This window comes from Kitasatospora sp. NPDC052896 (assembly GCF_044547075.1).
Taxonomy (GTDB): domain Bacteria; phylum Actinomycetota; class Actinomycetes; order Streptomycetales; family Streptomycetaceae; genus Kitasatospora.
The window spans coordinates 25,370-46,911 of the sequence record NZ_JBITZU010000006.1; the positions used below are offsets into that span (position 1 = coordinate 25,370).

At 72.7% G+C, this 21,542-nt stretch carries 15 protein-coding genes and 1 riboswitch; of the genes, 5 read left to right on the forward strand and 10 right to left on the reverse strand.

Going from position 1 to position 21,542, the window contains the following annotated elements:
• Positions 1–3: 3 nt before the first annotated feature.
• The gene (locus ACIGXM_RS14900) at positions 4–3,018 is read right to left on the reverse strand and encodes an AfsR/SARP family transcriptional regulator (protein ID WP_396560749.1); all 3,015 of its coding nucleotides are present in this window, start codon (positions 3,016–3,018) and stop codon (positions 4–6) included.
• Between the two features lie 459 nt (positions 3,019–3,477).
• Between ACIGXM_RS14900 and ACIGXM_RS14905 the strand changes: the two genes are divergently transcribed.
• The 3 genes from ACIGXM_RS14905 to ACIGXM_RS14915 all read left to right on the forward strand — a co-directional run bounded on the left by ACIGXM_RS14905 (position 3,478) and on the right by ACIGXM_RS14915 (position 9,616).
• Positions 3,478–4,488, forward strand: a complete 1,011-nt coding sequence (locus ACIGXM_RS14905) for a zinc-dependent alcohol dehydrogenase family protein (protein WP_396560751.1) — start codon at positions 3,478–3,480, stop codon at positions 4,486–4,488.
• 959 nt (positions 4,489–5,447) lie between these two features.
• On the forward strand, positions 5,448–7,217 hold the full coding sequence (locus ACIGXM_RS14910) for a methyltransferase (RefSeq protein WP_396560753.1): 1,770 nt from the start codon (positions 5,448–5,450) through the stop codon (positions 7,215–7,217).
• A gap of 32 nt (positions 7,218–7,249) precedes the next feature.
• A complete protein-coding gene (locus ACIGXM_RS14915; RefSeq protein WP_396560755.1) occupies positions 7,250–9,616 on the forward strand; it encodes an SDR family NAD(P)-dependent oxidoreductase in 2,367 nt (788 codons plus the stop codon).
• 147 nt (positions 9,617–9,763) lie between these two features.
• On the opposite strand, the gene ACIGXM_RS14920 is transcribed toward ACIGXM_RS14915, so the two are convergent.
• On the reverse strand, positions 9,764–10,480 hold the full coding sequence (locus ACIGXM_RS14920; RefSeq protein WP_396560757.1) for an SDR family oxidoreductase: 717 nt from the start codon (positions 10,478–10,480) through the stop codon (positions 9,764–9,766).
• Positions 10,481–10,551: 71 nt separating this feature from the next.
• Between ACIGXM_RS14920 and ACIGXM_RS14925 the strand changes: the two genes are divergently transcribed.
• Positions 10,552–11,367: a helix-turn-helix transcriptional regulator gene (locus tag ACIGXM_RS14925; protein ID WP_396560758.1), complete on the forward strand. Its 816-nt coding sequence runs from the start codon at positions 10,552–10,554 to the stop codon at positions 11,365–11,367.
• Positions 11,368–11,491: 124 nt separating this feature from the next.
• On the opposite strand, the gene ACIGXM_RS14930 is transcribed toward ACIGXM_RS14925, so the two are convergent.
• From ACIGXM_RS14930 to ACIGXM_RS14960, 7 genes are all read right to left on the reverse strand, one after another.
• Positions 11,492–12,292, reverse strand: coding sequence for an ABC transporter ATP-binding protein (locus ACIGXM_RS14930; protein ID WP_396560760.1), 801 nt, complete (start codon positions 12,290–12,292; stop codon positions 11,492–11,494).
• Complete coding sequence (locus tag ACIGXM_RS14935; protein WP_396560762.1) at positions 12,289–13,320, reverse strand: FecCD family ABC transporter permease; 1,032 nt, start codon at positions 13,318–13,320, stop codon at positions 12,289–12,291. The genes ACIGXM_RS14930 and ACIGXM_RS14935 overlap by 4 nt, the downstream gene beginning before the upstream one ends.
• 19 nt (positions 13,321–13,339) lie before the next feature.
• Positions 13,340–14,341 carry an ABC transporter substrate-binding protein gene (locus ACIGXM_RS14940; RefSeq protein ID WP_396560764.1) on the reverse strand — a complete coding sequence of 334 codons (1,002 nt, stop codon included), beginning with the start codon at positions 14,339–14,341 and terminating at the stop codon, positions 13,340–13,342.
• Positions 14,342–14,464: 123 nt separating this feature from the next.
• Positions 14,465–14,544, reverse strand: a riboswitch (cobalamin riboswitch).
• 448 nt (positions 14,545–14,992) lie between these two features.
• Entirely contained in the window at positions 14,993–15,142 is a 150-nt protein-coding gene (locus ACIGXM_RS14945) for a hypothetical protein (RefSeq protein ID WP_396560766.1), read from the reverse strand.
• 122 nt (positions 15,143–15,264) lie between these two features.
• Positions 15,265–16,752 carry a CoA transferase gene (locus ACIGXM_RS14950; RefSeq protein WP_396560768.1) on the reverse strand — a complete coding sequence of 496 codons (1,488 nt, stop codon included), beginning with the start codon at positions 16,750–16,752 and terminating at the stop codon, positions 15,265–15,267.
• 33 nt (positions 16,753–16,785) lie between these two features.
• Positions 16,786–17,754, reverse strand: a complete 969-nt coding sequence (locus ACIGXM_RS14955; RefSeq protein ID WP_396560770.1) for a 3-hydroxyacyl-CoA dehydrogenase NAD-binding domain-containing protein — start codon at positions 17,752–17,754, stop codon at positions 16,786–16,788.
• Between the two features lie 31 nt (positions 17,755–17,785).
• On the reverse strand, positions 17,786–18,523 hold the full coding sequence (locus ACIGXM_RS14960; protein ID WP_396560772.1) for an acetoacetate decarboxylase: 738 nt from the start codon (positions 18,521–18,523) through the stop codon (positions 17,786–17,788).
• Positions 18,524–18,702: 179 nt separating this feature from the next.
• On the opposite strand from ACIGXM_RS14960, the gene ACIGXM_RS14965 reads away from it, so the two are divergent.
• Positions 18,703–19,620, forward strand: a complete 918-nt coding sequence (locus tag ACIGXM_RS14965) for a LysR family transcriptional regulator (protein ID WP_396560774.1) — start codon at positions 18,703–18,705, stop codon at positions 19,618–19,620.
• 199 nt (positions 19,621–19,819) lie between these two features.
• Here the strand turns inward: ACIGXM_RS14965 and ACIGXM_RS14970 are convergent, their stop codons facing one another.
• Complete coding sequence (locus tag ACIGXM_RS14970) at positions 19,820–21,202, reverse strand: MFS transporter (protein ID WP_396560776.1); 1,383 nt, start codon at positions 21,200–21,202, stop codon at positions 19,820–19,822.
• Positions 21,203–21,542: the final 340 nt, after the last annotated feature.

A 21,542-nucleotide genomic window follows, 5' to 3' on the forward strand; every position in this document is an offset into this window, starting at 1 on the left:
CCACTACTCGACGGGCACGGTGGGCCAGGCCAGTGCCAGCAGTCGTGCGGTCTCCTCCCGGTCCGGCAGCCCCAACCGGGTGAAGACGGCATGGGCCTCGTACAGCCGTAGCCCGGCCGTCTCCGGGTCGCCCAGCTCCATCAGCGCCTGCGCCAGGATGCGCAGCGCGTAGCCGCGGTCCCGCTCGGCGCCCAGGTGCGCGCAGTCCGTCACCGCTCGCTCGGCTTCCAGGACGGCCTCCGCCGACCGGCCGAGGGCACGGAGCGAGTCGGCGAGTCGGTAGCGGGCGGGTACGGCCCGGACCGGGAGGTTCACTTCGGTGCAGAGGTCGAGGCAGTCGTGGAAGGCGGCCACCGCCGACTCGAAACGGCCCGCCTCGTGCTGGGCGAAGCCGAGGACGTAGAGCGCGTACGCGGCACCGTGGCGGTCACCCACCGCGTGCAGCGCCGACAAGGTGGCTTGACAGGCGGCGACCGCCTCCTCCGCCCGGCCGCTCCTGGCCCGGGCCAGCGCGGCGTTGAGGACGGTCGTCAGCTCGCCCGACCGGTGCCCCAACTCCCGGGCCAGCGCGGCGGACTCGTCGTAGTAGTCGCCGGCCTGCGCGAATCGGTGCTGGTACTGGGCGATCAGGCCCAGGTCGTTGAGCGCCTGACGGAGGATCACCGTGTCGTGGGTTGCCCGGCAGGACTCGACGGCACGTCGACTGTGCTGTTCGGCCTCGGTCAGCCGGGTGGCCTGCAGCGCGACGTTGCCCAGGATGAACTGGGCGCGCCCCTGCGACAGCTGATCGCCGGTGAGGACCGCGATCTCCGCCACGGCCGAGGCGGCGGTGGCGAGTTGCTCGTACGGCACGTCCCGGCCGAACGGGCTCAGCGCGATCAGCATGTCGGCCGCGGTGCGCAGCATCGTCGCACCGAGCTCGGGCAGCTCCGCGGTGGCCGCCAGCACCGCGGCCACCGCGCCTTCCGCCTCGGCGGCGACCCAGGCCCGGGCCGCGCCGGCATCGCTGAACCAGGCGCCGTCGGCCGGTGCCACGGAGAGCGTGCTGGCGACGGGGTCGCCCGGCACCATCGCCTGGAACGCCGACGAGGCGGTGGCCAGCAGGAAGTTCAGTAACCGGCCGACCGCGGTGATCCGCTCGGTGCCCCCCGGGTCGCGGGTCAACTGTTCCAGCGCGAAGGCCCGGAGCAGGTCGTGGCAGCCGTACCGGTCGGCGCTGCGGGTGATCAACATGCCGGCATCGACCAGGGATTCCAGGAGGTGCTCGGCGGTCTCCTCCGAGATCCCCAGGACCGCGGCGGTGGCCGGCAGACCGATGTCGGGCCGGGCGGTACTGGCGATCAGGCGAAAGGCTCTGGCCTGCTCCGGCTTCAGCTGTCGGTAGCCCCACTCGAAGGTGCTGGCCACGGCCAGATCGCCGACCACCAGCTCCGCCATCCGGCGACGTTCGTCGGCCAGCTTCCCGGCCAGCCTGGCCACGGTCCAGGCCGGCCGGGAAGCCAGCCGCGCAGCCACGATGCGCACGGCGAGCGGCAGTTGACCGCAGGCCGCGACCAACTCCCGCGCGGCCTGCGGATCGGCGGCCACTCGTCTGGGACCAGCCACCTTGGCGAGCAGCGCCAGCGCCTCCTCGGCCTCGAAGACCTCCAGGTCCAGTTGGATCTCGGCCGGCAGGCCGAAGAGTCGACGGCGGCTGGTCAAGATGACCGCGCAGCTCTTGGAGCCGGGCAGCAACGGGCTGACCTGGGCGGTGTCCTGGGCGTTGTCGAGCACCACCAGGACTCGCCGCCCGTCGAGCAGCGAGCGGTAGAGGCGGGCCCGGTCCGCCAGTGTCTTCGGCAGCGCGGGACCCGTGATGCCGAGGGCGGCCAGGAAGCTCGCCAGCACTTCGCCCGGCCCGGCCGCCCGAGCCTCGTCGCCACCGAGATCAGCGTAGAGCTGGCCGTCCGGGAAGTTGCCGCGGACGCGGTGCGCGACCCGCAGCGCCGCCGTGGTCTTGCCCACGCCTCCCATGCCGATCAGTACGGCGGTGCGCAGCCCCTCCGTGACGGGCCTGGCCAGCGCCTCGCACAGCTCCGTGACCACCCGTTCGCGACCGATGAAGTCGACGATGTCCGATGGGAGTTGCGCTGGGATCGGCAGTGCGGAAGCGGACTGTTCGGTGCCGTCGGCCAGCAGTACGTCGGTTGGGCCGCGGTCACCCGGCGAGCCGAGGTCGGCCGCCGGTGCGGTCGGGGAGACGGACTTGGACTCCATCACGAGAAGCGGGTCGTTCGCCAGTACCTGCCGATGGAGGGCCTGGAGTTCGGGCCCGGGGACGACCCCCAACTCCTCGCCGAGCAGCCGGCGCACCCCGTCGAAGACCGTCAGCGCGTCGGCCTGGCGGCCCGTTGCGTACAGCGCGCGCATCAGCATCGCGTACGGGCGTTCGCGGGTCGGGTTTTCGGTAGTGAATTCGGCCAGCGCGGGCACCATCAGGGTGAACCGGCCGAGTTGCAGTTCGCAGTCGAACTGCCGCTCCCGCAGGGCGAGTCGCAGCTCGCTGAGCCGGTCACGTTGGCGCTGCGCGTACGGCCCGGGTATGCCCGCGAGCGGCTCGCCCCGCCACAGGCCGATCGCCGCGTCGAGCAGCCGCCCCGCGCTCGCCGTGTCCCCGTCCTCCTGGGCTCGCGCCGCGGCCTCGGAGATCCGCTCGGCCTGCCAAGCGTCCAGGTTCTCCGCCGGCAGGTCGAGTTGGTACCCGTCGCCGACCGACTGGAGCACCCGCCCGTCGGCCCCGGCCTGCTCCAGGGCCCTGCGCCAGCGCCAGGCGTAGGTGCGCAGGACGCGCACCGCGGTGTCGGGCACCTCCTCGCCCCAGAGCGCGTAGATCAACTCCTCGGCCGGTACGGCCGTCCCGCCGCGCAGCAACAGGGCCGCCAGCATGGCCTGTTGCTGTGGGGAACCAGTAGGGATGGCGACCGTCTCGTTATGTGCCGCCATCCGCCCCAACACGACGAAGCGGATGTCGTGCGTCACCAGGAGACCTCCCGTGTCGATACGTTCGCATGGAGTGGCGGAGCCCGTCCGGCATGACATGAGGCAGACGTTCTTTATTCGATCAGAAAAAGCTGGCGAGAGGTGGGGAAGAAAGCAGATGAGCCCGAAAGGGCAGGGCTCGTGGTCCGGGCGGTCCGGGTCTCCGGGGTTTCGTTGGGCGCTGGCGCGGAGTCTCGTCGCGGGGGGCGGTTCCTGGTGGGCTCCGAGTCCGGACAGGCCACGGATGGTGACGGGCGCCGCCGTCCTGCGCCGCCCGGGCGTGCGGGTTACGATCGCTGCGTAGGGCCGTTCCGAGGCGGCCCATTCGCGCCCGTTCGCCATGGCGCGGCGGCGCTGCCAAACGTCGGGCGTCGATCTCCGCGACACCTCTCGGTCGCAACGGTGAGCAGGTTGGCCGGCGGGTCAGCCGTGCTTCCGGGTGATGGGGGTGCACAGAGGATGGTTGAGGCGATGAAGGCTATCCGGTTCGCTCAGCACGGTGAGCCGTCCAGGGTTCTGGAAACCGAAGATCTGCCTGTCCCGGAGCCTGCGGAGGGGCAGGTGAGGGTTCGCGTTCTGGCGACTCCCGTGAACCCCTCTGACCTCCTGTACGTGCGGGGATACTATGCCGGCGTCCAGGCCAGGTTCCCGGCACGGGTGGGCTTCGAAGGCGTCGGCGTGGTGGATGCCCTCGGGCCCGGGGTGAAGGACCTGACCAGTGGGCAGCGGCTCTCGGTCGTCAACGGGCAGGGGGGAAACTGGGCGGAGTACGCCGTCGTCCCCGCGGGTGACCTGTTCCCGGTGCCCGATGGGATCCCTGACGAACAGGTGGCTTCCTTCGTCATCAATCCGGCCAGCGTGATCCTCATGGTCCGCCGTCTGCTGGCGGTCCCCAGGGGTGAGTGGCTGCTCCAGTCCGCGGCGGGTTCCGAACTGGGACGCATGGTCATCAGGTTGGCCAAACGCGATGGATTCCGCACCGTGAACATCGTCCGCAGGCGCGAATCGGTGGCCGAGTTGGAAGCCCTCGGTGCCGACGCCGTCATCGTTTCCACCGAGGGGCCGATCGACGAGCAGGTCCGCGCGACAGTCGGGCCCGAGGGTGTGAAGTACGCCATCGATCCAGTGGTCGGAGAAACCGGGACGCAGATGTTCAGGGCGCTCCACGAGGATGGGCGGATGCTGGTGTACGGCTCCCTGACGGGTGAGCCCATCCGGGTCGGTGAGGACCCGCGTTACATCCTGGCGGGCCGCCGCATCGTCGAGGTCTTCTGGCTGGGCTACTGGCTTCCGAGGCTCACGGACGCGGAACGACGGCAGCTGCGGGAGGACATCGTGGCGCTGATGCGAGAGGGAACCATCGAAACCTCTCCCGGGCGCAAGTACTCTCTCGACGAGATCGGTGAGGCCGTCGTCCAGGCGGAGCAGAAGGGCCGGCAGGGAAAGGTGTTCCTGGTACCCGGGAAGTAGCGAGGCGCGGTCCGGCGGCCCGCGCCTCAGCACCGTCGGCACTGGAGGCGTGGCGTGCGGTCGCAGAGCCAGGAGGTCCGACGTGACGGAGCTGCGCTACGAGGTGCTGGTTTTCGACGGGGTGCGCCGTGAACGGTCCATGCGTCTGCCCGACGGAGGCCCGATCGTGTCCTCGCCGCTGGCCGCACCCTGATCCTCGGGGAGACGGACGCGGTCCTGGTCGACCCGCCGTTCACCCGCGAGCAGGTGCACGCCGTCGGCGACTGGATCGAGCACCACGGCAGACGACTGGCCCACATCTACGCCACCCACGGGCACGGCGACCACGACCACCCTGGAGCTGTACCGGGGCATGCTGGAGCTGCACCCGACCCGGGTCAACCAGGGCGCGCTCTGGGGCTCGGCCAGGTCCGTCAAAGGCTGACCGCCGCAGTGGCGCCCGTCTACGCCGAAGGCTGACCGTACCCCGGCCAGCCGCGCGAGCCGGCCGTCGTCCGGCTCTCCGGAGCGCCACGCGGAGAACCCGTCTCGGGCCGGTCGACGCCTCGTTCGACAGTCTTGCCGCGGCCAGGCCCAGGGCCTGGCCGCCGCGGTCCGGGAGCAGGCCGACCAGCGCCGGTGACGGCCGGTAGGTCTCGTCGAGGCTGACGGACGGGTGTCGGCCGGGTAGTGCCGTTGGCCTTCGACCTGGGCGGCGACGCGCTCGGTGGCGAAGTCGCTGACGACCCCGGCTGGGGGTGTCGTCCATCGTCACCGACCAGGTCGGCTCACCGCGGAACGGATCGGCGGTGACCACAGCTGGCCACGGAGGGCCGTCGGTTTCCGGCAGGAAGGCGAACCTCATCGGCCGAACTTCGACCCGGCTACCATTCGAACGTCAGGTCGCACCTAGTATCGATTATCTGATCAAGCATCAGTCATGAGCGCTTGTGCAAGACAGTCGATCAAGGGGAGTTGACATGGCAGTCCGGCTCGACTGGACCGCTGGGCTCGACCAGGCCGATCAAGCGGCACTCGACGAGGCCCTCGCCTTCGTCCAACACGCGGACACCGCCGCGGTTCTGACCGGCCTGCTCCCTGGGCTCGACGAGCACCAGCGGGCCTCGATATCCACCCACTGCGCCCTGGCCCATGCGGCCGCCCTGGTCTTCCCGGCCTCGCGCGAACAGCTGATCACCGGCCTGCGGGCGGCGGGGCTGACCGTCGCCGGCCCGGTTCCGAGCGTGGTGGTCCGGGACCGGCTGAGCGCGCGCCACGGCGTGCCCGCGGCGGAGTTGGACGTGGCGATCGTGCACGTCCGCCTCCCGGCGGGCGAGGGCGACGCCCGGATGGTCGAGCTCTTCGTGCTGCCGGTGCCACCGGGCTCGCCGCTGGAGCGAATAGCCGAGCGGGAGCGGACCGAGCGCAACGAGCCGCACCTGGCGCTGGAGGTCGGCACCCAGGACGCCGTGCTCCTGGCCGGACTCGGCGCCCTGCTGACCGGCCCGGGCGGGCTGACCCCCGACGGCGGCGGCCACAACGCGCTGGAGGACTGCACGGTGCTGTACTTCCGCAGCGCCGGCGCGACCCGCCTGGACCGGTACCGCCGGCTGGAGCTGCGGGTGCCCGGTCACCACCACGCAGTGCTCGCCGCGCACCTCGGGCACCCGGAGCGCTCCACGGACGAGCCTGAGCACGCCACGGACGAGCCGGCCAAGCGGCTGCTGGAGCTGATGACCGGCGCCTGGACCACCCAGGCGATCGCGGTGGCCGCCGAACTGGGCCTGCCCGACCGGTTGCCCGGCCGGGTCGGCGAGCTGGCCGAGCAACTCGCCGTCGACCCCGACGCGCTGGCCCGGCTGCTGCGCCACCTCGCGGCCGTGGGCGTGGTGGCGCCGAGCGAGGACACCGCGGGCGGCCGCGCGGCGGACGGCCACCCGGGCGAGGCCTACACCCTCACCGCGACCGGCGAACCGCTGCGCCGCACCGCCGCGCACTCGCTGCGCCCGCTCGCCCTGCTCTACGGCGGGCCGTTCTACCAGTCCTTCGGCGCGCTGGCCCACGCCGTGCGCACCGGGCAGGAGGGCTTCGCGCACCTCTTCGGCCAGGGCCACTTCGACTACTTCGCCGAACGCCCGGTCCTGGCCGAGCTGTTCGACACGGCGATGGCCGCCAGCGCGCCGATGTTCGAGCCCGTCCCCGAACTGGCGGACCTCGGCGAGGCCCGTGTCGTGGTGGACATCGCCGGCGGCAACGGCGAGTTGCTCGGCCGCGTCCTGAACCACGCACCCCACCTGCGCGGCGTCCTCCTCGAACGCGCCCACGTGCTGGACCGGGCCCGCAGGCACCTGACCGAGGCTGGTTGCGCGGACCGCTGCGAGCTGGCGGCCGGCGACTTCACCCGGGACGTACCGACCGGTGGCGACGTCTACCTGCTCTCCCGGGTGCTGCACGACTGGGACGACGCGCGGTGCCTGGCCATCCTGCGCCACTGCGCGTCGAGCATTCGCCCCGGCGCCCGGCTGCTGCTGGTGGAGCGCCTGCTGCCGAGCGACGGCCGGCCCGCCCTGGCGGTCGCCTGGGACCTGCACATGCTGTGCAACGTGGGCGGCCGGGAGCGCACCGCCGAGCACTACCGACAGCTGCTGGACGCCGCCGGGTTCGACCTGGTGTCGGTGCACGGCCTGCCACTGGACGGCAGCCTGCTGCAGGCCCGGCGCCGGCCGGCCGCCTCGCAGCCCAGCGCCTGACCACCCGCCCGCCCGTCACCCCGGAGCCCGCCGTGCCGTCCGCCCCGCCCTCGCCCGAGATTCCCGAAATACCCGATCTCACGCTCGCCGAGTTGCTGCTGCGGCTGCCACCCGGCGCCGGGCAGCGCACCGCGCTGGTCGACGCGGCCACCGGTGAGCGGTGGACCCACCAGGAGCTCCGGGAGCGGGCCCTGACCGCCGCGGCCGAGTACCGCCGCGCCGGGGTGACCCCGGGGGAGCGGGTGCTGCTCAGCCTGCCCAACGGCGTCGACTTCGCCGCCGGGCTGCTGGGGCTGCTCGCCGCGGGCGCCGTGGTCAGCCCGGTCGGTCACCGCACTCCCGAGCCCGAACTCGCCCGGCAGGGCGCGCTGATCGGCGCCCGGCGGCTGCTGACCGGCCCGGCGGCTCGGCTCGGACACCTCGACGCCGCCCGTGCCGAGGTCCCGGCGACACCGGCCGGACTCGCGCTGCTGCCCTGGTCCTCGGGCACCACCGGCAGCCCCAAGCCGGTCGCCGTCACCCACCGCAACGCGGTGGCCGGCCTGGTCCAGCTGGCCGCCGCCCAGCCGCTGCGACCGGACGACGTGCTGCTCGGGGTGCTGCCGTTCAGCCACCTCTTCGGGATGCAGTACATCCTCAACCACGCGCTGCTGTCCGGCGCGAGCGTGGTGCTGCTGCCGCGCTGGGACGCCGCGGCGGCGCTGCGCGCGGTGGGCGAGTACGGGATCACCCTGCTGCACGCCGTGCCGCCGATGGTGCACGACCTGGCCGAACACGCGGAGCGGGCGCAGCGGACCGGCGGGGGTCCCTGGGAGCTCGGCAGCCTCGAGCAGGTGCTCAGCGGCGGCGCCCCGCTGGCGGTCGGGACCGCGGCGCGCTGCGAGCGGGCGCTCGGCGTGCGGGTGGACGGTGCCTACGGCCTCACCGAGGTCAACACCTGCCACTTCACCCGGCGCGACGCGGCTCCCCGCCCCGGCTCCAGCGGGCATCCGGTGCCCGGCACCGAGTACCGGGTGGTCCGGCCGACCGGGCAGGCCGACGGGCCGTCGGGCCACGGCGAAGCGGCCGGCTGGGCGGAGGGCGTGGGTGAACTCCTGCTGCGCGGCCCGCAGGTGGCCGAGGGCTACCTGGACGAGAGCGGCCGGCTGGTCCGGAGCACCGACGCCGAGGGCTGGTTGGCCACCGGCGATCTGGCCCGGGTCGACGCGGACGGCTGCCTCCACGTGGTCGACCGGCTGAAGGACGTCATCAAGTACAACGGCCACCAGATCTCCCCCACCGAGGTCGAGGCGGTGCTGCGCGACCACCCGGCCGTGGCCGACGCCGCCCTGGTCCCGGTGCCCGACCCGCGGGCCGGCCAGCTCCCGGTGGCCTGTGTGGTGCCGGCCACCGGGATCCGGCTCACGCCGGAACTCGCCGCTGAGATACAGGAGTTCGTCGCCGCCCGGTTGCCCGTCCAGAAGAAGCCGCGACGGGTGGTGGAGGTGCCGCGGATCGAGCGGACCGCCTCCGGCAAGCCGCTGCGCCGCCTGCTCGTACCCGCCCTCACGCCGGGGCCCATGCCGCCCGTCCCGCGCCCGGGGCCGACCGCCGACCGGCGGCCCGACCTCACCGGGCGGACCGTGCTGGTCACCGGCGGCTCGCGCGGCCTGGGGCGGGCGCTGGCCGAGGCCTTCCTCGAGCACGGCGCCCGGGTCGCCGTCACCGGCCGCGACCGGGCCGCGCTCGCCGAGGCGCACACCGCGCTGGCCCCGCGCGGCGAGTTGCGCACCGACGTCGTCGACAGCACCGACCACACCGCACTGCGTGAGCTGGCGGCACGACTGCGCTCCGACTGGGGAGGCGTGGACGTCCTGGTGGCCAACGCCGGAGCGCCCGGGCCGTGCGGGCCCGCCTGGGAGAACGACCCCGACGAGTGGTGGTCCGCCCAGGAAGCCAACGTCCGTGGCACCTTCCTCACCTGCCACGCCTTCGCGCCGCAGCTGATCGAGCGCGGCGGACGGATCATCACCATCGCCAGCAACGCCGGCCGGCACCGCTGGCCGCACATGTCGGCCTACTCGGTCTCCAAGGCGGCGGTGATCAAGTTCACCGAGAACCTGGCCGCCGAACTGCGCCCGCACGGCGTGCGTGCCTTCGCGTACCACCCGGGCCTGCTCACCATCGGCATGGCCACCCGCCAGCTCGACGGTCACCCCGAACCGGACACCTGGGACGAGCGGATCCAACGCTGGTACCTGCGCGAACACGCCGCGGGCCGAACCACTCCGACCGACCTGAGCACCCACGGCGCCCTCCTCCTCGCCGCCGGCGCCGCCGACCACCTCTCCGGCGAGTACCTGACCCCCGACCATCCCGCCCTCACCGGCGAGCCGGACGAAGGAGACCGACACACCTGAGACGCGTCGAGTCGGTCTCGGACCAGGAACCGGGCCCGGCATCCGTCCTCCGGGTCCATGGCCAGGTCTCCACGATCCGTGGTCCGATCCGCCGGGCCCGGACCACGGATCGCTGGGACGCCCGTCCCCGGCGCTACCCGTGACCGATCACCAGGGCACGGGCGTTCCGTCCCAGGAGAAGAAGCCACCGGTGGGGCCGTCGTCCGGCAACAGGGCCAGGCGGAGGGCACCCCGCGCCGCCTCGGCCGGGTCGCCGCCGGCAGCGGCGGCCCGGGGGTTGAGATCGGTGGCCCGCAGGCCGGGGGCGAGCGCGTTGACCTTGAAGCCGTCCTCGGCCAGCGTCTGGGCGTAGAGGACGGTGAGGGCGTTGAGGGCGGCCTTGGACGACCGGTACGCGGCGGCGGCACCGCTTCCCGGCGTGAACTGGGGGTTGGGGTTGGTACTCCAGGTCAGCGACGCGGTGCCACTGGAGATGTTGACGATGCGCGGGCGCGGGGACCGGCGCAGGGCGGGCAGGAAGGCATTGGTCACCGCCACCACCCCGAACACGTTGGTCTCGTACGTGCGCCGGTACTCCTCGACGGCGGTGTCGGCCGGCGAGGCGAGTGACGGTGAGATGCCGGCGTTGTTGACCAGCACGTCCAGGCGGTCCACCTGAGCCGCGGCCCGTGCGATGCCGTCGGGATCCGTCACGTCGAGGACCAGCGGGCGGGCCCCGGCGCCGATCTCCTCGACGGCCCGCTGCCCGCGCCCGGGGTCGCGGGAGCCCACGTACACGGTGAGGCCCTCGGCGGCGAGCAGCCGGGCGATATGCTGGCCGATGCCCTTGTTGGCACCGGTGACCAGAGCTGTGCGTTCGTTCATGGCAACCATGCTTCCCCGGTCCTGGATGCCCTGCCAGGGACAGCCTGTACCAGGCAGCGGGAGGAGACGACGTGGCGCGGCAGGAGCTGGCCCACTACCTGCGGGACCGCCGGGCGGCCCTGAGTCCGCACGAGATCGGCCTGGCGGCGACGGGCAGCGCCCGCCGGACACCGGGACTGCGCCGCGAAGAGGTGGCGGAGCTCGCCCACATGTCGGTCGACTACTACACGCGGCTGGAGCAGGCCCGGGGGCCGCGGCCGTCGGCCCGGATCCTGGACGCGCTGGCCCGTGCGCTACGGCTCACGCCGGCCGAACGCAGCCACCTGTTCCGCCTGGCGGGTTCGAGCGCGCCGCCCGGCACCAGCGCCGTGCGGCGGGTGCGCCCGCACGTGGCCCGGATGCTGGAGCGGCTGCCGGAGACCGGTGCCATCGTCACTGACGCGGCCTATGGCGTCGTCGCCTGGAACCCCCAGGCCCGGGCACTGCTCCGCGCCGACCCCGGAGGCGGGCCGACGAACCTGGCCCGGCGCCGCTTCCTGGGCCAGGAGCGGACGTACGAGAGCTCCAGCGCCGAGGAATTCGGGCACATCGTGGTGGCGCGGCTGCGCCGGGCCGCGGACCGCTACCCGCAGGACCCGCAGCTGGCCGCCCTGCTGGCCGAACTGCACGCCGGCAGTGAGGAGTTCCGGCAGATCTGGCAGGCGCGTCCGGTCCACGCTCCCGGGCACCGCACCAAGACCCTGGACCATCCGGAGGCCGGAGCGCTGCGGTTGAACTGCGACGTCCTGCTCGTGCCCGAGGACGACCAGGAGGTCGTCCTGATAACGGCCGACCCCGGATCACCTGCCGCGCGGACCCTGCGCCGGCTGGCCGGGCAGGCGACCTGACACGAAGGACGCGCACAGGTCCCCCAGCGGCCGCGGAGCTTCGCGACCACCGAACGGGACATCCCACGGGCCGGACGAGTCCCACCGCTCGGTGGGCCGGCCCGGGGCGCGGGCGTCGGCGGCGTCAGGTCCGTTCGCCGCCGCGCAGCGGGGTGACCACGGGGCGCCCGCCCGCGTCCGTGGTCACCGAGACGCGGGCCGCGTAGACCCGGGCGATCACCTCCTGGGTGATGACCTCGGCGGGCGTGCCGCTCACCTCGACCCGTCCCTTGTCGAGCAGGACCAGCCGGTCGGCGTACTGGGCGGCGGTGGTCAGGTCGTGCAGGGTGGTGACCACGGTCAGGCGCTGCGTGCCGCGCAGCTCGTCCACGAGGTCCAGGACGTGCTGCTGGTGTCCGAGGTCCAGCGCGGAGGTGGGTTCGTCGAGCAGCAGCAGCCGGGGTTCCTGCGCCAGCGCCCGGGCGAGCGCGGCGCGTTGCCGTTCACCGCCGGAGAGCGCGGCCAGGCGCCGGTCGGCGTAGTGGCCGAGGTCGAGGGCGCCCAGGGTCCTCGCCGTGGCCCGGCGGTCGTGCTCGCCGGGGGTCGCGAGGTAGCCGAGGTGCGGGGTGCGGCCCAGCAGCACGTACTCCTGGACCGTCATGTCCGGCGGCAGGACGGGGGCCTGTGGCACGTAGGCGATCAGTCGGGCCCTCTCGCGGGTGCGCAGGCCTCCGACGTCGGTGCCGTGGACGTGGACCGTGCCGCGGTGGGGGAGGAGGCCGGCGATCGCGCGCAGCAGGGTCGACTTGCCGGCGCCGTTGGGGCCGATCAGCGCCAGCCAGCCGCCCGGGGTGACGGCGCAGGAGACCGAGCACACGACGGGGGTGCGGTCCAGGTCGACGTCGAGCCCGGCCACGTCGAGCCCGTTCTCGGTGCCGGTGCTCATGTGCGCACCGAGCGGGTGGAGCGCAGGATCCAGACGAACGCCGGTGAGCCGATCAGCGCGGTGACGACGCCGATGGGCAGCTCGGCCGGTGCCACCACGGTACGGGCGAGCGTGTCGGCGAGCACCAGGAAGCCGGCGCCGAACAGCAGGGACAGCGGCAGGACCAGCCGGTAGGAGGACCCGGCCAGCCGGCGCACCGCGTGCGGCACGATGATCCCGACGAAGCCGATCAGCCCGCTCACCGCCACGGCGCTCGCGGCGGCCAGCGCGCAGCCGGCCACGACGATCAGCCTGGTGCGGCCCGGGTGCATGCCCAGCGAGCGGGCCTCCTCGTCGCCGACGGACAGCACGTCGAGGTGGCGCCCGTGCAGCAGCACGACGGTGACGGCGACCGCCAGGTAGGGCAGGACCTGCCCGGTCTGGTGCCAGGTGGCGGCGGACAGGGAACCCAGCAGCCAGGAGTAGACCTGTTGGATGTCCTGGGTGGAGCGCTGCAGCACGTAGGTCTGGACGGCGGTCAGGAACATCGAGACCGCCAGCCCGCCCAGCAGCAGCGTCGAGGTGCCCGGCCCGCCCGCGGATCCGGCCAGGTAGGCGACGGCGACTCCGGCCAGCGACCCGACGAACGCGGCCACCGGTACGGCCGCCGGCGCCGAGGCGCCCAGGTAGACGATGGCCATCGTGGCACCGAGGCCGGCCCCCGCCGACGAGCCCAGCAGCGAGGAGTCGACCAGGGGATTGCGGAACACGCCCTGGTAGCCCGCGCCGGCCAGCGAGAGCGCCCCGCCGACCAGGGCCCCGAGCACCACCCGCGGCAGCCGGATCTGGAAGAGCACCGCATGGTCCAGCGGGCTGAGCCCCGAGGACAGGTGTACGAACGGAAGCCGGTCCAGCAGCGCGGCAGCCGTCGCGAGCGGGTTGAGGTCCGCCGCCCCCGCCATGGCGCCGACGAGCACCGCGGCGGCCAGGAAGGCCACCGCGATGCCGTAGGCACGTACGGTGCGAGCGCGCGACCGGCTCCCGCTCACCACTGCCGCCCGCCGTGCGTCACCGGGCGGAGGCCTTCTCGACCGCCTGCGCGATCTCCGTGACCAGCTCGGGCAGGCGCGGGCCCCAGCGGGAGGCGACGTCGTCGTTCAGGCCGACGATCTGACTGTTCTTCACCGCCGGGATGCCCGCCCAGCCGGGCCGGGCGGCGACGATCGCGGGGGTCTGCCCGCCGTCGGAGGCCCCGTTGTCCGCGAGGAGGATCAGCTGCGGCTGCGCCGAGACGATGTACTCCTGGGCCAGCTCGGGGTACCCGCCGTCGGAGGCCTTGTCCGCCTGGTCGGCGATGTTCTTCAGGCCGAACAGGGAGGCGATCTGTCCGACGAAGGTCGAGGAGGTCGCCGAGTAGTAGGGACTGGCGCTCACCTCCCAGTAGTAGTTCAGGTTCGCGTGGTCGGTGCCGGCCTGCTTGACCGTCGCGGCGATCTGCGACTTCATGTCGGACACCGTCTGCGCGGCCTGCGCGGTGTGGCCCGAGGCCTGGCCGATCTGGTCGATCTGCCGGTAGGCGTCGTCGAGCGTCGCCGCCGCGGGCTCGATCAGCACCGGCACGCCGAGCTTGGTGAGTCCGGCGACCAGCCCGTTGGAGTCCTGCGAGGCGATGACCAGGTCCGGGTTGTACTTGACGATCGCCTCGATGTTCGGGGTCAGCCCGCTGAGGGTGGAGGTCGGCACACCGGCGGGGTAGTTGGAGGTCGAGTCCACCGCGACGACCTGCTTGCCCGCCCCCACGGCGTACAGGTCCTCGGTCGCCGTCGGCGAGAGCGAGACGATGTGCTTCGGCTGGCTCTTGATGGTGACGCTGCCGTTCGAGGGGCTCACCGTGACCGGGAACGACGCGGCGGCCGACGACGCGGAGGACGAAGCGGACGAGGCGGCGCCGCCGGAACTCTTGGAGCCGCCGCAGCCGGCTATCACGGCCGTGGCCGCGATGACGGCGGTCGCCGTGGACAGGGCGCGGACGAGCGGCGTGCGCCGAAGCCGGTCAGGGTGGGGCGCCATGCGCCACTTCCTCCCGTGAGGGCGGGAAGAGGCCGATCCGTGACCGACCGTGCCAGAGGCGCGCCGACAGAGACGGATCGCCCTATCCCACGAGGGTCGATGTCGTAGCGCGGCAGGAGGCGACCTGGCTCGGGCCCCGGCGGAGGGGCCCTCACAGTTGCGGGGCAGCGCCGGACTCGCCCGCATGGTACGGGCCCACCGGCTTCGCTGCCTGGCGCGCTGCCGGAAACCCGCGTGATCCCGCGGGTTTCCAACCGCCGAACCCTAACATGGCGCCCCCTTGGGGAATCCAACGTGGCCCAGCGATAACGAGCAGGTCACGGGGCCTCGTGCCGGCCGGGGGAGTGCCGTCGCTCGCGTCCGCGCCGGCCGATGCCCGGGGGCGGCGCTCCAGGCTGCCGCGGCACCCCCCCCGGATCGCGCGGGCCGACCGGGGGAGCCCGGCCCGCCCGCGCGGTGCACCAAGCCGTTCTGGACGGCGCGGAGCGCGACCGTGCACGGCGGACCGCCGGGCCGCCCGCTCCCCACCACGCGGCGCGGCCCCACTGTGGTCGCACGACTTCGCCGCCTGCCTGACTCCCGCTGACTCCCGCCGCTGTCAGGTCAACTGATGGATCGTCACACTACGGCTGGTGTCACGCTCCCGGTCGGTCAGCTGTTGATGCCCCAGCTGGTGACGCCGTCGGTGTGGTCGACGACCTCGGCCGTGATGGTGTTGGGCGGGGAGGTCGAGGACGTCCTCTTCGCGGACGGCGACCGCGAGGTGGAGAGGGTGCGGCGCCGCTCGTTCGAGCTGCGCAAGGGGGGAAGCCGCTGTGCCCGGCTCCGGTCACCGGGGACGAGCACAGCGGCTTTCTGTCGGATCGTCAGGTCCGCTCGTCGGGCGGGCGGCGCGGGCGGCGGGGAGGCTGCCGGGCGGACGGTCAGGCGGTGGGCAGCCACTCGGCGCGCTGGGAGCCACGCGGAACGAGGATCTGCCGGTACTCGCCGGGGGTGTCGGACATCCGCACCTGGTCGGTGATGCCCTGGTAGTGGCCGAGGGGGGTCTCGGCGGTGAAGAGCTCCGGGGCCGGGTAGGCGTGCGGCCCGCTGGTGCCGGCGATCCGCTGCGCGTAGGCCCGGTCGAAGACGCCCATGGACAGGATCCACAGGGCGACCCGGGAGAGCGAGACGTGGACGCGGTAGCTGCCGCCGTCCACCGCCCGGCGGCGCAGCGCCTCGGCGATACCGGCCGTCAGGAACCAGGAGACCAGGTAGTCGTTGACGACGGTGATGGGCGGCAGGGCCGGCTGGTCGCCGTCGCCCTCCAGGTGCAGCAGGCCGGTGAGTGCGCCTGCGGTCTGGTCGAAGCCCAAGTAGTCCTTCCACGGGCCGCTCAGCCCGTTGAGGGAGACCGTGGTGTAGATCAGGCCGGGGCGGCGGGCGATGGCCTCCTGCTCGGACAGGCCGATGGAGTCGAGGAAGCCGGGGCGGCGGTTGGCGTAGAAGACGTCGGCGCCGGCCTGGAGCTCGTGGATCCTGGCCAGGCCCTCCGGCGTGTACGGGCTCACCGTGGCGGAGCGCACGCCCACGCTGGTGGTGAGGTAGGTGACGTCGTGCTCCAGCTCGTACGGCCGCCAGAGGTTGAGCACGTCCGCGCCGTGCAGGGCCAGGGCGCGGCCGGCGCCGGCGCCGGCGATGATGTGGCCCATGCCGAGCGCGCGCACGCCGTCGAACGGGGCGGTGGGGTTGGCGGGGAGCGGCTCGGGCTCGCTGTCGCCGACCTTGGTGATCTCCACCAGCGGCAGGTTGGCCAGGACCTCGGTGTACTGGCGCTCGGCCAGGATCTCGCCGGGCGTGCGCACCATCGGCATCACGCACCCGGCCTCCGCGCCGGCCCGCTCCAGCTCGAGGGCGTTCCACCGGGAGATCGCGGCCGCGACCTGCTCGGGGACATCGCCGACGCCGAGCAGCTTCTGCGCGGCGACCTTGATGTTCGGGTAGATGTTGAACGGCATCATCCAGCGGCCGTCGGCGGTGCGGTAGAAGTTGTTGGCGAAGGCCATGTTGATGATGGACGGGGTGCCGCCGGTGTAGCCGTTGAGCAGTTCCCACTTCTGCTCGTAGAAGGGGCAGAGGCGGTGCGGGCCGACGCGCAGGTCCATGTGGATGTCCTGGCCGCGGCCGGTGCGGTCCTTCCACAGCGCGGCGATGGCGGCGGACTTGGCGACCAGGCTGATGCCGGAGGCCGCGCCCAGGCGCAGGGTGCTGGGGACGACCGGGTCGGCGCCCTCGAAGGTGATCGTTCCGCCGGTGTCCTCGGGCTTCAGTCCGATGCCGGCGAGCACCTCGGCCGCCTCGGCGTGGACGTCGAAGGCGTCGTCGGTGGCCGGGGCGGCGATCGCCTTGGTGATCTTTTCGGTGAGGGACATGATTTCTTCGCTTCCCAGGTCTCGGTGGGTGGATCAGATGCCGGAGTCCGGCGTTTCGCCCAGGGCGCGCATGAGGGCGATCTGCGCGCGGTCGCGTTCGGCGGCGAGTTCCTCGATGGTGCCGTCGCCGAAGGCCTGGCGCGCCTGGTCGATGAGCAGGGCGGTGGTGGCCTCGTCGAAGGTGGGATTGCCCAGGGCCGGCCACATGCTGGTTTCCATGGCGCGGCCGAGGTGCTCGATGAAGTGCGGCAGACCGCCCGGGCCGCCGCCGAGGTGGAAGGTGCGGAAGGGGCCGGCGACGGCCCAGCGCATGCCGATGGAGGCGGTGACGATGCCGTCGAGTTCCTGCTCGGTCACCACGCCTTGGGCAACGAGGTTGACGCACTCGCGGAAGAGTGCGGACTGCAGGCGGTTGGCGACGAAGCCGGGGATCTCCTTCCGCAGCACCTGCGGCTTCTTGCCGAGCGCGGTGTAGAAGTCCTTGGCCTGCTGGACGGTCCGGGGGGAGGTCTTCGTGCCGGGCACGACCTCCACCAGCGGCACGAGGTGCGGCGGGTTGAAGGGGTGGCCGACGATGAGGCGCTCGGGCTGCCGCATGGCGTCGGCGATGGCGGTGGCCGGGATGCTGGAGGTCGAGGTGGCCAGCAGTGCGTGGGCGGGGGCGGCCTGCTCGACGGTCCGCCAGATCTGCTGCTTGAGCTCCAGGCGCTCGGGGCCGTTCTCCTGCACGACGTCGGTGCCGGCGACGGCGGTGGCCAGGTCGGCCTCGAAGCCGAGCCGGTCGGTGAGGTTCCCGGTGGGCAGGCCGAGCGCGGCCAGGGCGGGGGTGATCTCCTCCAGGCCGGCCCGGACGAGGTCCTCGATGTCGGGGCGCGGGTCGTTGATGACGACGTCGAGCCCGCGGGCGAGGAAGAGACCGGCCCAGGAGACGCCGATGACGCCGCCGCCGATGATCGCGGCGCGCTGGTAGGAGTCCAGCGTGGGCGCGGACGTGATGGACATGATCGCGGACCTTTCCGTACGAGGGGCCGTCTCAGGCGGCGAGGTAGTCGTGGACCGGCTCGACCGGGTTGAGGCTCAGGTCGGTGACGATGTGGCTGGCGCTGACGACCTCCAGGACGGGCAGGTCGGCCAGCGGGGCCATCACGTGGGCGAAGAGCTCCAGGCGCGCCGGGGCGGTGAAGGCGCCCTTGATGGTGACGTCGGTGATCCGGGTGCGGACCAGCTCGCAGATGCGGAGGGTGCCGTCGTAGTTGGGGACGGTCTTGACCATGAAGTTGGGGGAGCAGATCTCCGCGCGGGCCTCGGCGGGGTCCATGGCGTAGTGGTTGTAGCCCATGGTGGCGGTGGCCACCCGCAGGGTGCCGTAGTCGAGGGTGCCGACCAGGGTGTCGGAGTCGACGTAGAGCTTGGGGGAACCGGACTTCTTCGGGTAGGCGCTGAACTCGCGGCCGCTGGAGATCGCCGGGACGCTGTCCACGTACATCGCGAGGTTGAACTCGCCCGCCTCGCCCTCGTGTTCGACGGCGATGAGCTGGCCCGCCTCGGTGTAGTCGCCCAGACCGGTGGTGTCGGGCATCCGCATGATCTCGAAGCGGACGATCGGCTCGGTCACGGTCAGCGGCTCGGGGACGATCCGGCGCAGCGCGTCGGGGTCGGTGCGGTAGTGGATGTTGAGGTACTCGCGATTGCGGAACCGGTACCGGGTGGGGGCGTAGGCAGGGGAGTCCACCGGGGTGGTGAAGAGCCGCGCGACTTCGTCCTTGTGCATCTTGGCCTCCAGGGAGTGGTCGGGCCCGGACCGCTGGGTCCGCGGCTCTGCGCCGATGGGATCGCGCCGACCTCTCCCACATCGGATTCTCAGTGGGATGGGCGCCACGCTCTTCCGTGGAACGCCCACGACCCAGTGGACGCCTCTCGAGGCATGTCTGTCCAATATATGATTCAGTAATGAGCGATATGGCTTCGGATATCAACCTGACGAAACGCCTGTTGGAGCAGTTCCTGGTGGTGGCGGAGGAGAAGCATTTCGGCCGCGCCGCGGAGCGGCTCTCCATGAGCCAGCCTCCGCTCAGCCAGTCGATCCAGCGTCTGGAGCGGGGCCTGGGGGTGCGGCTGTTCGACCGGGGCCCGGGTGGGGTCTCCCTGACCCCGGCGGGTGAGGCGTTCACGGTCGACGCGCGCCGCATGCTGGACGTCCAGTCCGCGGCCGTCGAGCGCGTCCGGCGGGTCGCGAGCGGCCTGGAGGGGGACGTCCGGGTGGGGTACGTGACCGTCCTCAGCCACCAGTACATGCCCGGGCTCCTGCGCGCTGCGGCCGAGGAGCTCCCGGGGCTGCGCATCCACCTGCACCAGGCCTCGACTGCCGCCACCGCGGAGATGGTCCGTTCCGGCGCACTGGACCTGGGGTTCCTCCGTGACCCCTCGTCGCTGTCGCCCGAACTCGTCCGCCGGGACTTCGCCGTCGAGCGCATCGCCGCGGCGCTGCCGCTGGGTCACCCGTTGGCCCGGGCCGAGGAGATCGGCCTGGCGGACCTGCGGGACGAGGACTTCGTCCTCCCCGACCCCGCAGCCCTCCCGGCCCTCGCCCGGCAGGGTCAACTCGCCTGCCAGGAGGCGGGATTCACCCCACGCCAGCGCGCGGTGGCCGACGACCTCACCGGCCTGTTCAGCTACGTCGCCTCCGGTCTGTGTGTCAGCCTCCTCCCGGAACGCCTCCGCGACTTCCCCATCCCCGGGCTCGCCTTCGTCCCGCTACGAGGAGCGTCCCCCTACTTGAAGACCACCCTGGTTGCCGTGCACCGTCCGGAAGCGGACGCGGCCGTACTTCGCCTGCTGGATCTGATCACCCGCCACACCTCCGCGTGACCCCCTGCCGGGGGCGCGCACCCGTCCCCGGGTACGGCTGGACGCAGACGGCCACCGCCCGGCGCCCGTGAACAACCCGCCACCGTACACAGGCCTCGAAAGCTGCGGAAATGCCGTGCGGCCGGATCCTCGGCGTCCCCGACGGCGAGTACCACTACGCCGTTTGGCCAGCGGCGATGACTGCTCGAGCGGCACGGGCTCAGTTCGTCGCGGCGGCAGCCGGTACGCGCCCCACCGCGGGGTGCGGCCAGCTGTGATGGTGCCGGTCGATGACGTAGTGGTGGCCGTGGCTCCAGCTGCCGGTCCCGGTGCGGTGGGCGTCGGCGAGGTGGGGGTGGCCGACGGGCAGGTCGGTGTGCACGTGGTCCAGCGTGTCGGGGTCGCGGCGCGGCCAGAGCAGCGTGGCGCCGGTGGCCGACGCGAGTGCGATGACGCCGAGCACGACGGCGGTGACCGGTAGGCCGGCTCCGGCCGCGACCCAGCCGGCCAGCGGGTAGGTGAGCAGCCAGCACGAGTGGGAGAGGGAGAACTGGGCGGCGAAGGCGGCGGGCAGGTCCGGATCGGCGGCGGAGCGGCGGACCACTCGGCCGCCCGGGGTGAGGACCGCCGAGCTGCCCGAGCCGACCAGTGCCCAGGCGAGCAGCAGGGCGGGCCAGCTCCAGGGGCCGGGGGTGGCGGCGGTGAGCGCCGCGGTGGCGGCGAGCACGACGGGCAGCGCGAACGCGGCGGGCAGCATGACCGTCCGGTCGTTCACCTTGTGCAGCAGGCGGGGCATCAGCAGGGCGGTGATCATGGAACCGGCCCCGTAGGCGCCGAGCGCGACCGAGACGTCGCCGGCGGAGCGGTGGAAGTGCGCCTGGACCACGACGACGGTGTTGACGAAGACGATCGCGCCGGCCGCGGCGACCGCGAGGTCGAGCGCGAGCAGTGCGCGCAGCCGCGGGGTGGCCCAGTACAGCCGGGAGCCGAACACCGCCTTCGAGTAGAAGCCGTCGGCGCGCTCGACCGGACGCGGCTTGGGCAGGACGGCGGAGACGACCAGGGCGGCGGAGGCCAGGAAGCCGATCACGGTGCCGGTGAACAGCCAGTTGGCGGAGATCACGGTCAGCAGCAGCGCGGCCAGGCCCGGGGAGAACAGGGACTCCAGGTCGTAGGCGAGCCGCGACATGGACAGGGCCTGAGTGTAGTCCCGTTCGGCGGGCAGCACTTCGGGGATGGTGGCCTGGAAGGTCGGGGTGAAGGCGGCGGAGGCGGCCTGCAGCAGCAGGACCGCCAGGTAGATCTGCCAGACCTGGGTGACGAACGGCAGGGCCAGCGCGACCCCGGCCCGGGTGAGGTCCATGGTGACCATCAGGGCCCGCCGGGGGATCCGGCCGGCTAGGGCGCCGGCGATCGGCGCTATCGCCACGTAGGCGACCATCTTGATCGCCAGCGCGGTGCCGAGCACCGCCGAGGCGTTCTTCCCCGCGATCTTGTACGCCAGCAGGGACAGGGCGACCGTTGCCAGTCCGGTGCCGATCAGGGCGACGACCTGGGCGGTGAACAGGTGGCGGTAGGTGCGGTTGCGCAGTACGGACAGCATCGGTCCCGTCCTCGCGGGTCGGCGATGGTGACCGGATCAGCATAGCCAATATGTGCGTACTTTCGCACATATTGGCCGAAGGATGCGGCCGTCGCACTGCGGGAAGGGTTCCTCCCGCACCGCCCCAGCCCCACCGCCTTCACCCGCCTCCGCCGACGCTGCCTGGCGGGTGGTCAGGAACTGCTGACAGCGTGAGACGCGCCTGCTGGGCCGTGCTGAGCAGCTCACAGACGGTGACACCGATTGGGGAGCGCCCCTCGTATCCAGCGGAAGCATTCGGGTGGATTGCCCACCGGAGTCAAGGAATCGTCAGAAAGCGTGGCATACAGATCTGATGGGG

What these genes read in the sequence shown, in the direction of transcription:
- ACIGXM_RS14940 (WP_396560764.1), bottom strand. Translation starts at nt 14,341, where the DNA reads ATGGCGCCCCACCCTGACCGGCTTCGGCGCACGCCGCTCGTCCGCGCC.
- ACIGXM_RS14930 (WP_396560760.1), bottom strand. Translation starts at nt 12,292, where the DNA reads ATGAGCACCGGCACCGAGAACGGGCTCGACGTGGCCGGGCTCGACGTC.
- ACIGXM_RS14920 (WP_396560757.1), bottom strand. Translation starts at nt 10,480, where the DNA reads ATGAACGAACGCACAGCTCTGGTCACCGGTGCCAACAAGGGCATCGGC.
- ACIGXM_RS14970 (WP_396560776.1), bottom strand. Translation starts at nt 21,202, where the DNA reads ATGCTGTCCGTACTGCGCAACCGCACCTACCGCCACCTGTTCACCGCC.
- ACIGXM_RS14955 (WP_396560770.1), bottom strand. Translation starts at nt 17,754, where the DNA reads ATGTCCATCACGTCCGCGCCCACGCTGGACTCCTACCAGCGCGCCGCG.
- ACIGXM_RS14905 (WP_396560751.1), top strand. Translation starts at nt 3,478, where the DNA reads ATGGTTGAGGCGATGAAGGCTATCCGGTTCGCTCAGCACGGTGAGCCG.
- ACIGXM_RS14910 (WP_396560753.1), top strand. Translation starts at nt 5,448, where the DNA reads ATGGCAGTCCGGCTCGACTGGACCGCTGGGCTCGACCAGGCCGATCAA.
- ACIGXM_RS14960 (WP_396560772.1), bottom strand. Translation starts at nt 18,523, where the DNA reads ATGCACAAGGACGAAGTCGCGCGGCTCTTCACCACCCCGGTGGACTCC.
- ACIGXM_RS14950 (WP_396560768.1), bottom strand. Translation starts at nt 16,752, where the DNA reads ATGTCCCTCACCGAAAAGATCACCAAGGCGATCGCCGCCCCGGCCACC.
- ACIGXM_RS14965 (WP_396560774.1), top strand. Translation starts at nt 18,703, where the DNA reads ATGAGCGATATGGCTTCGGATATCAACCTGACGAAACGCCTGTTGGAG.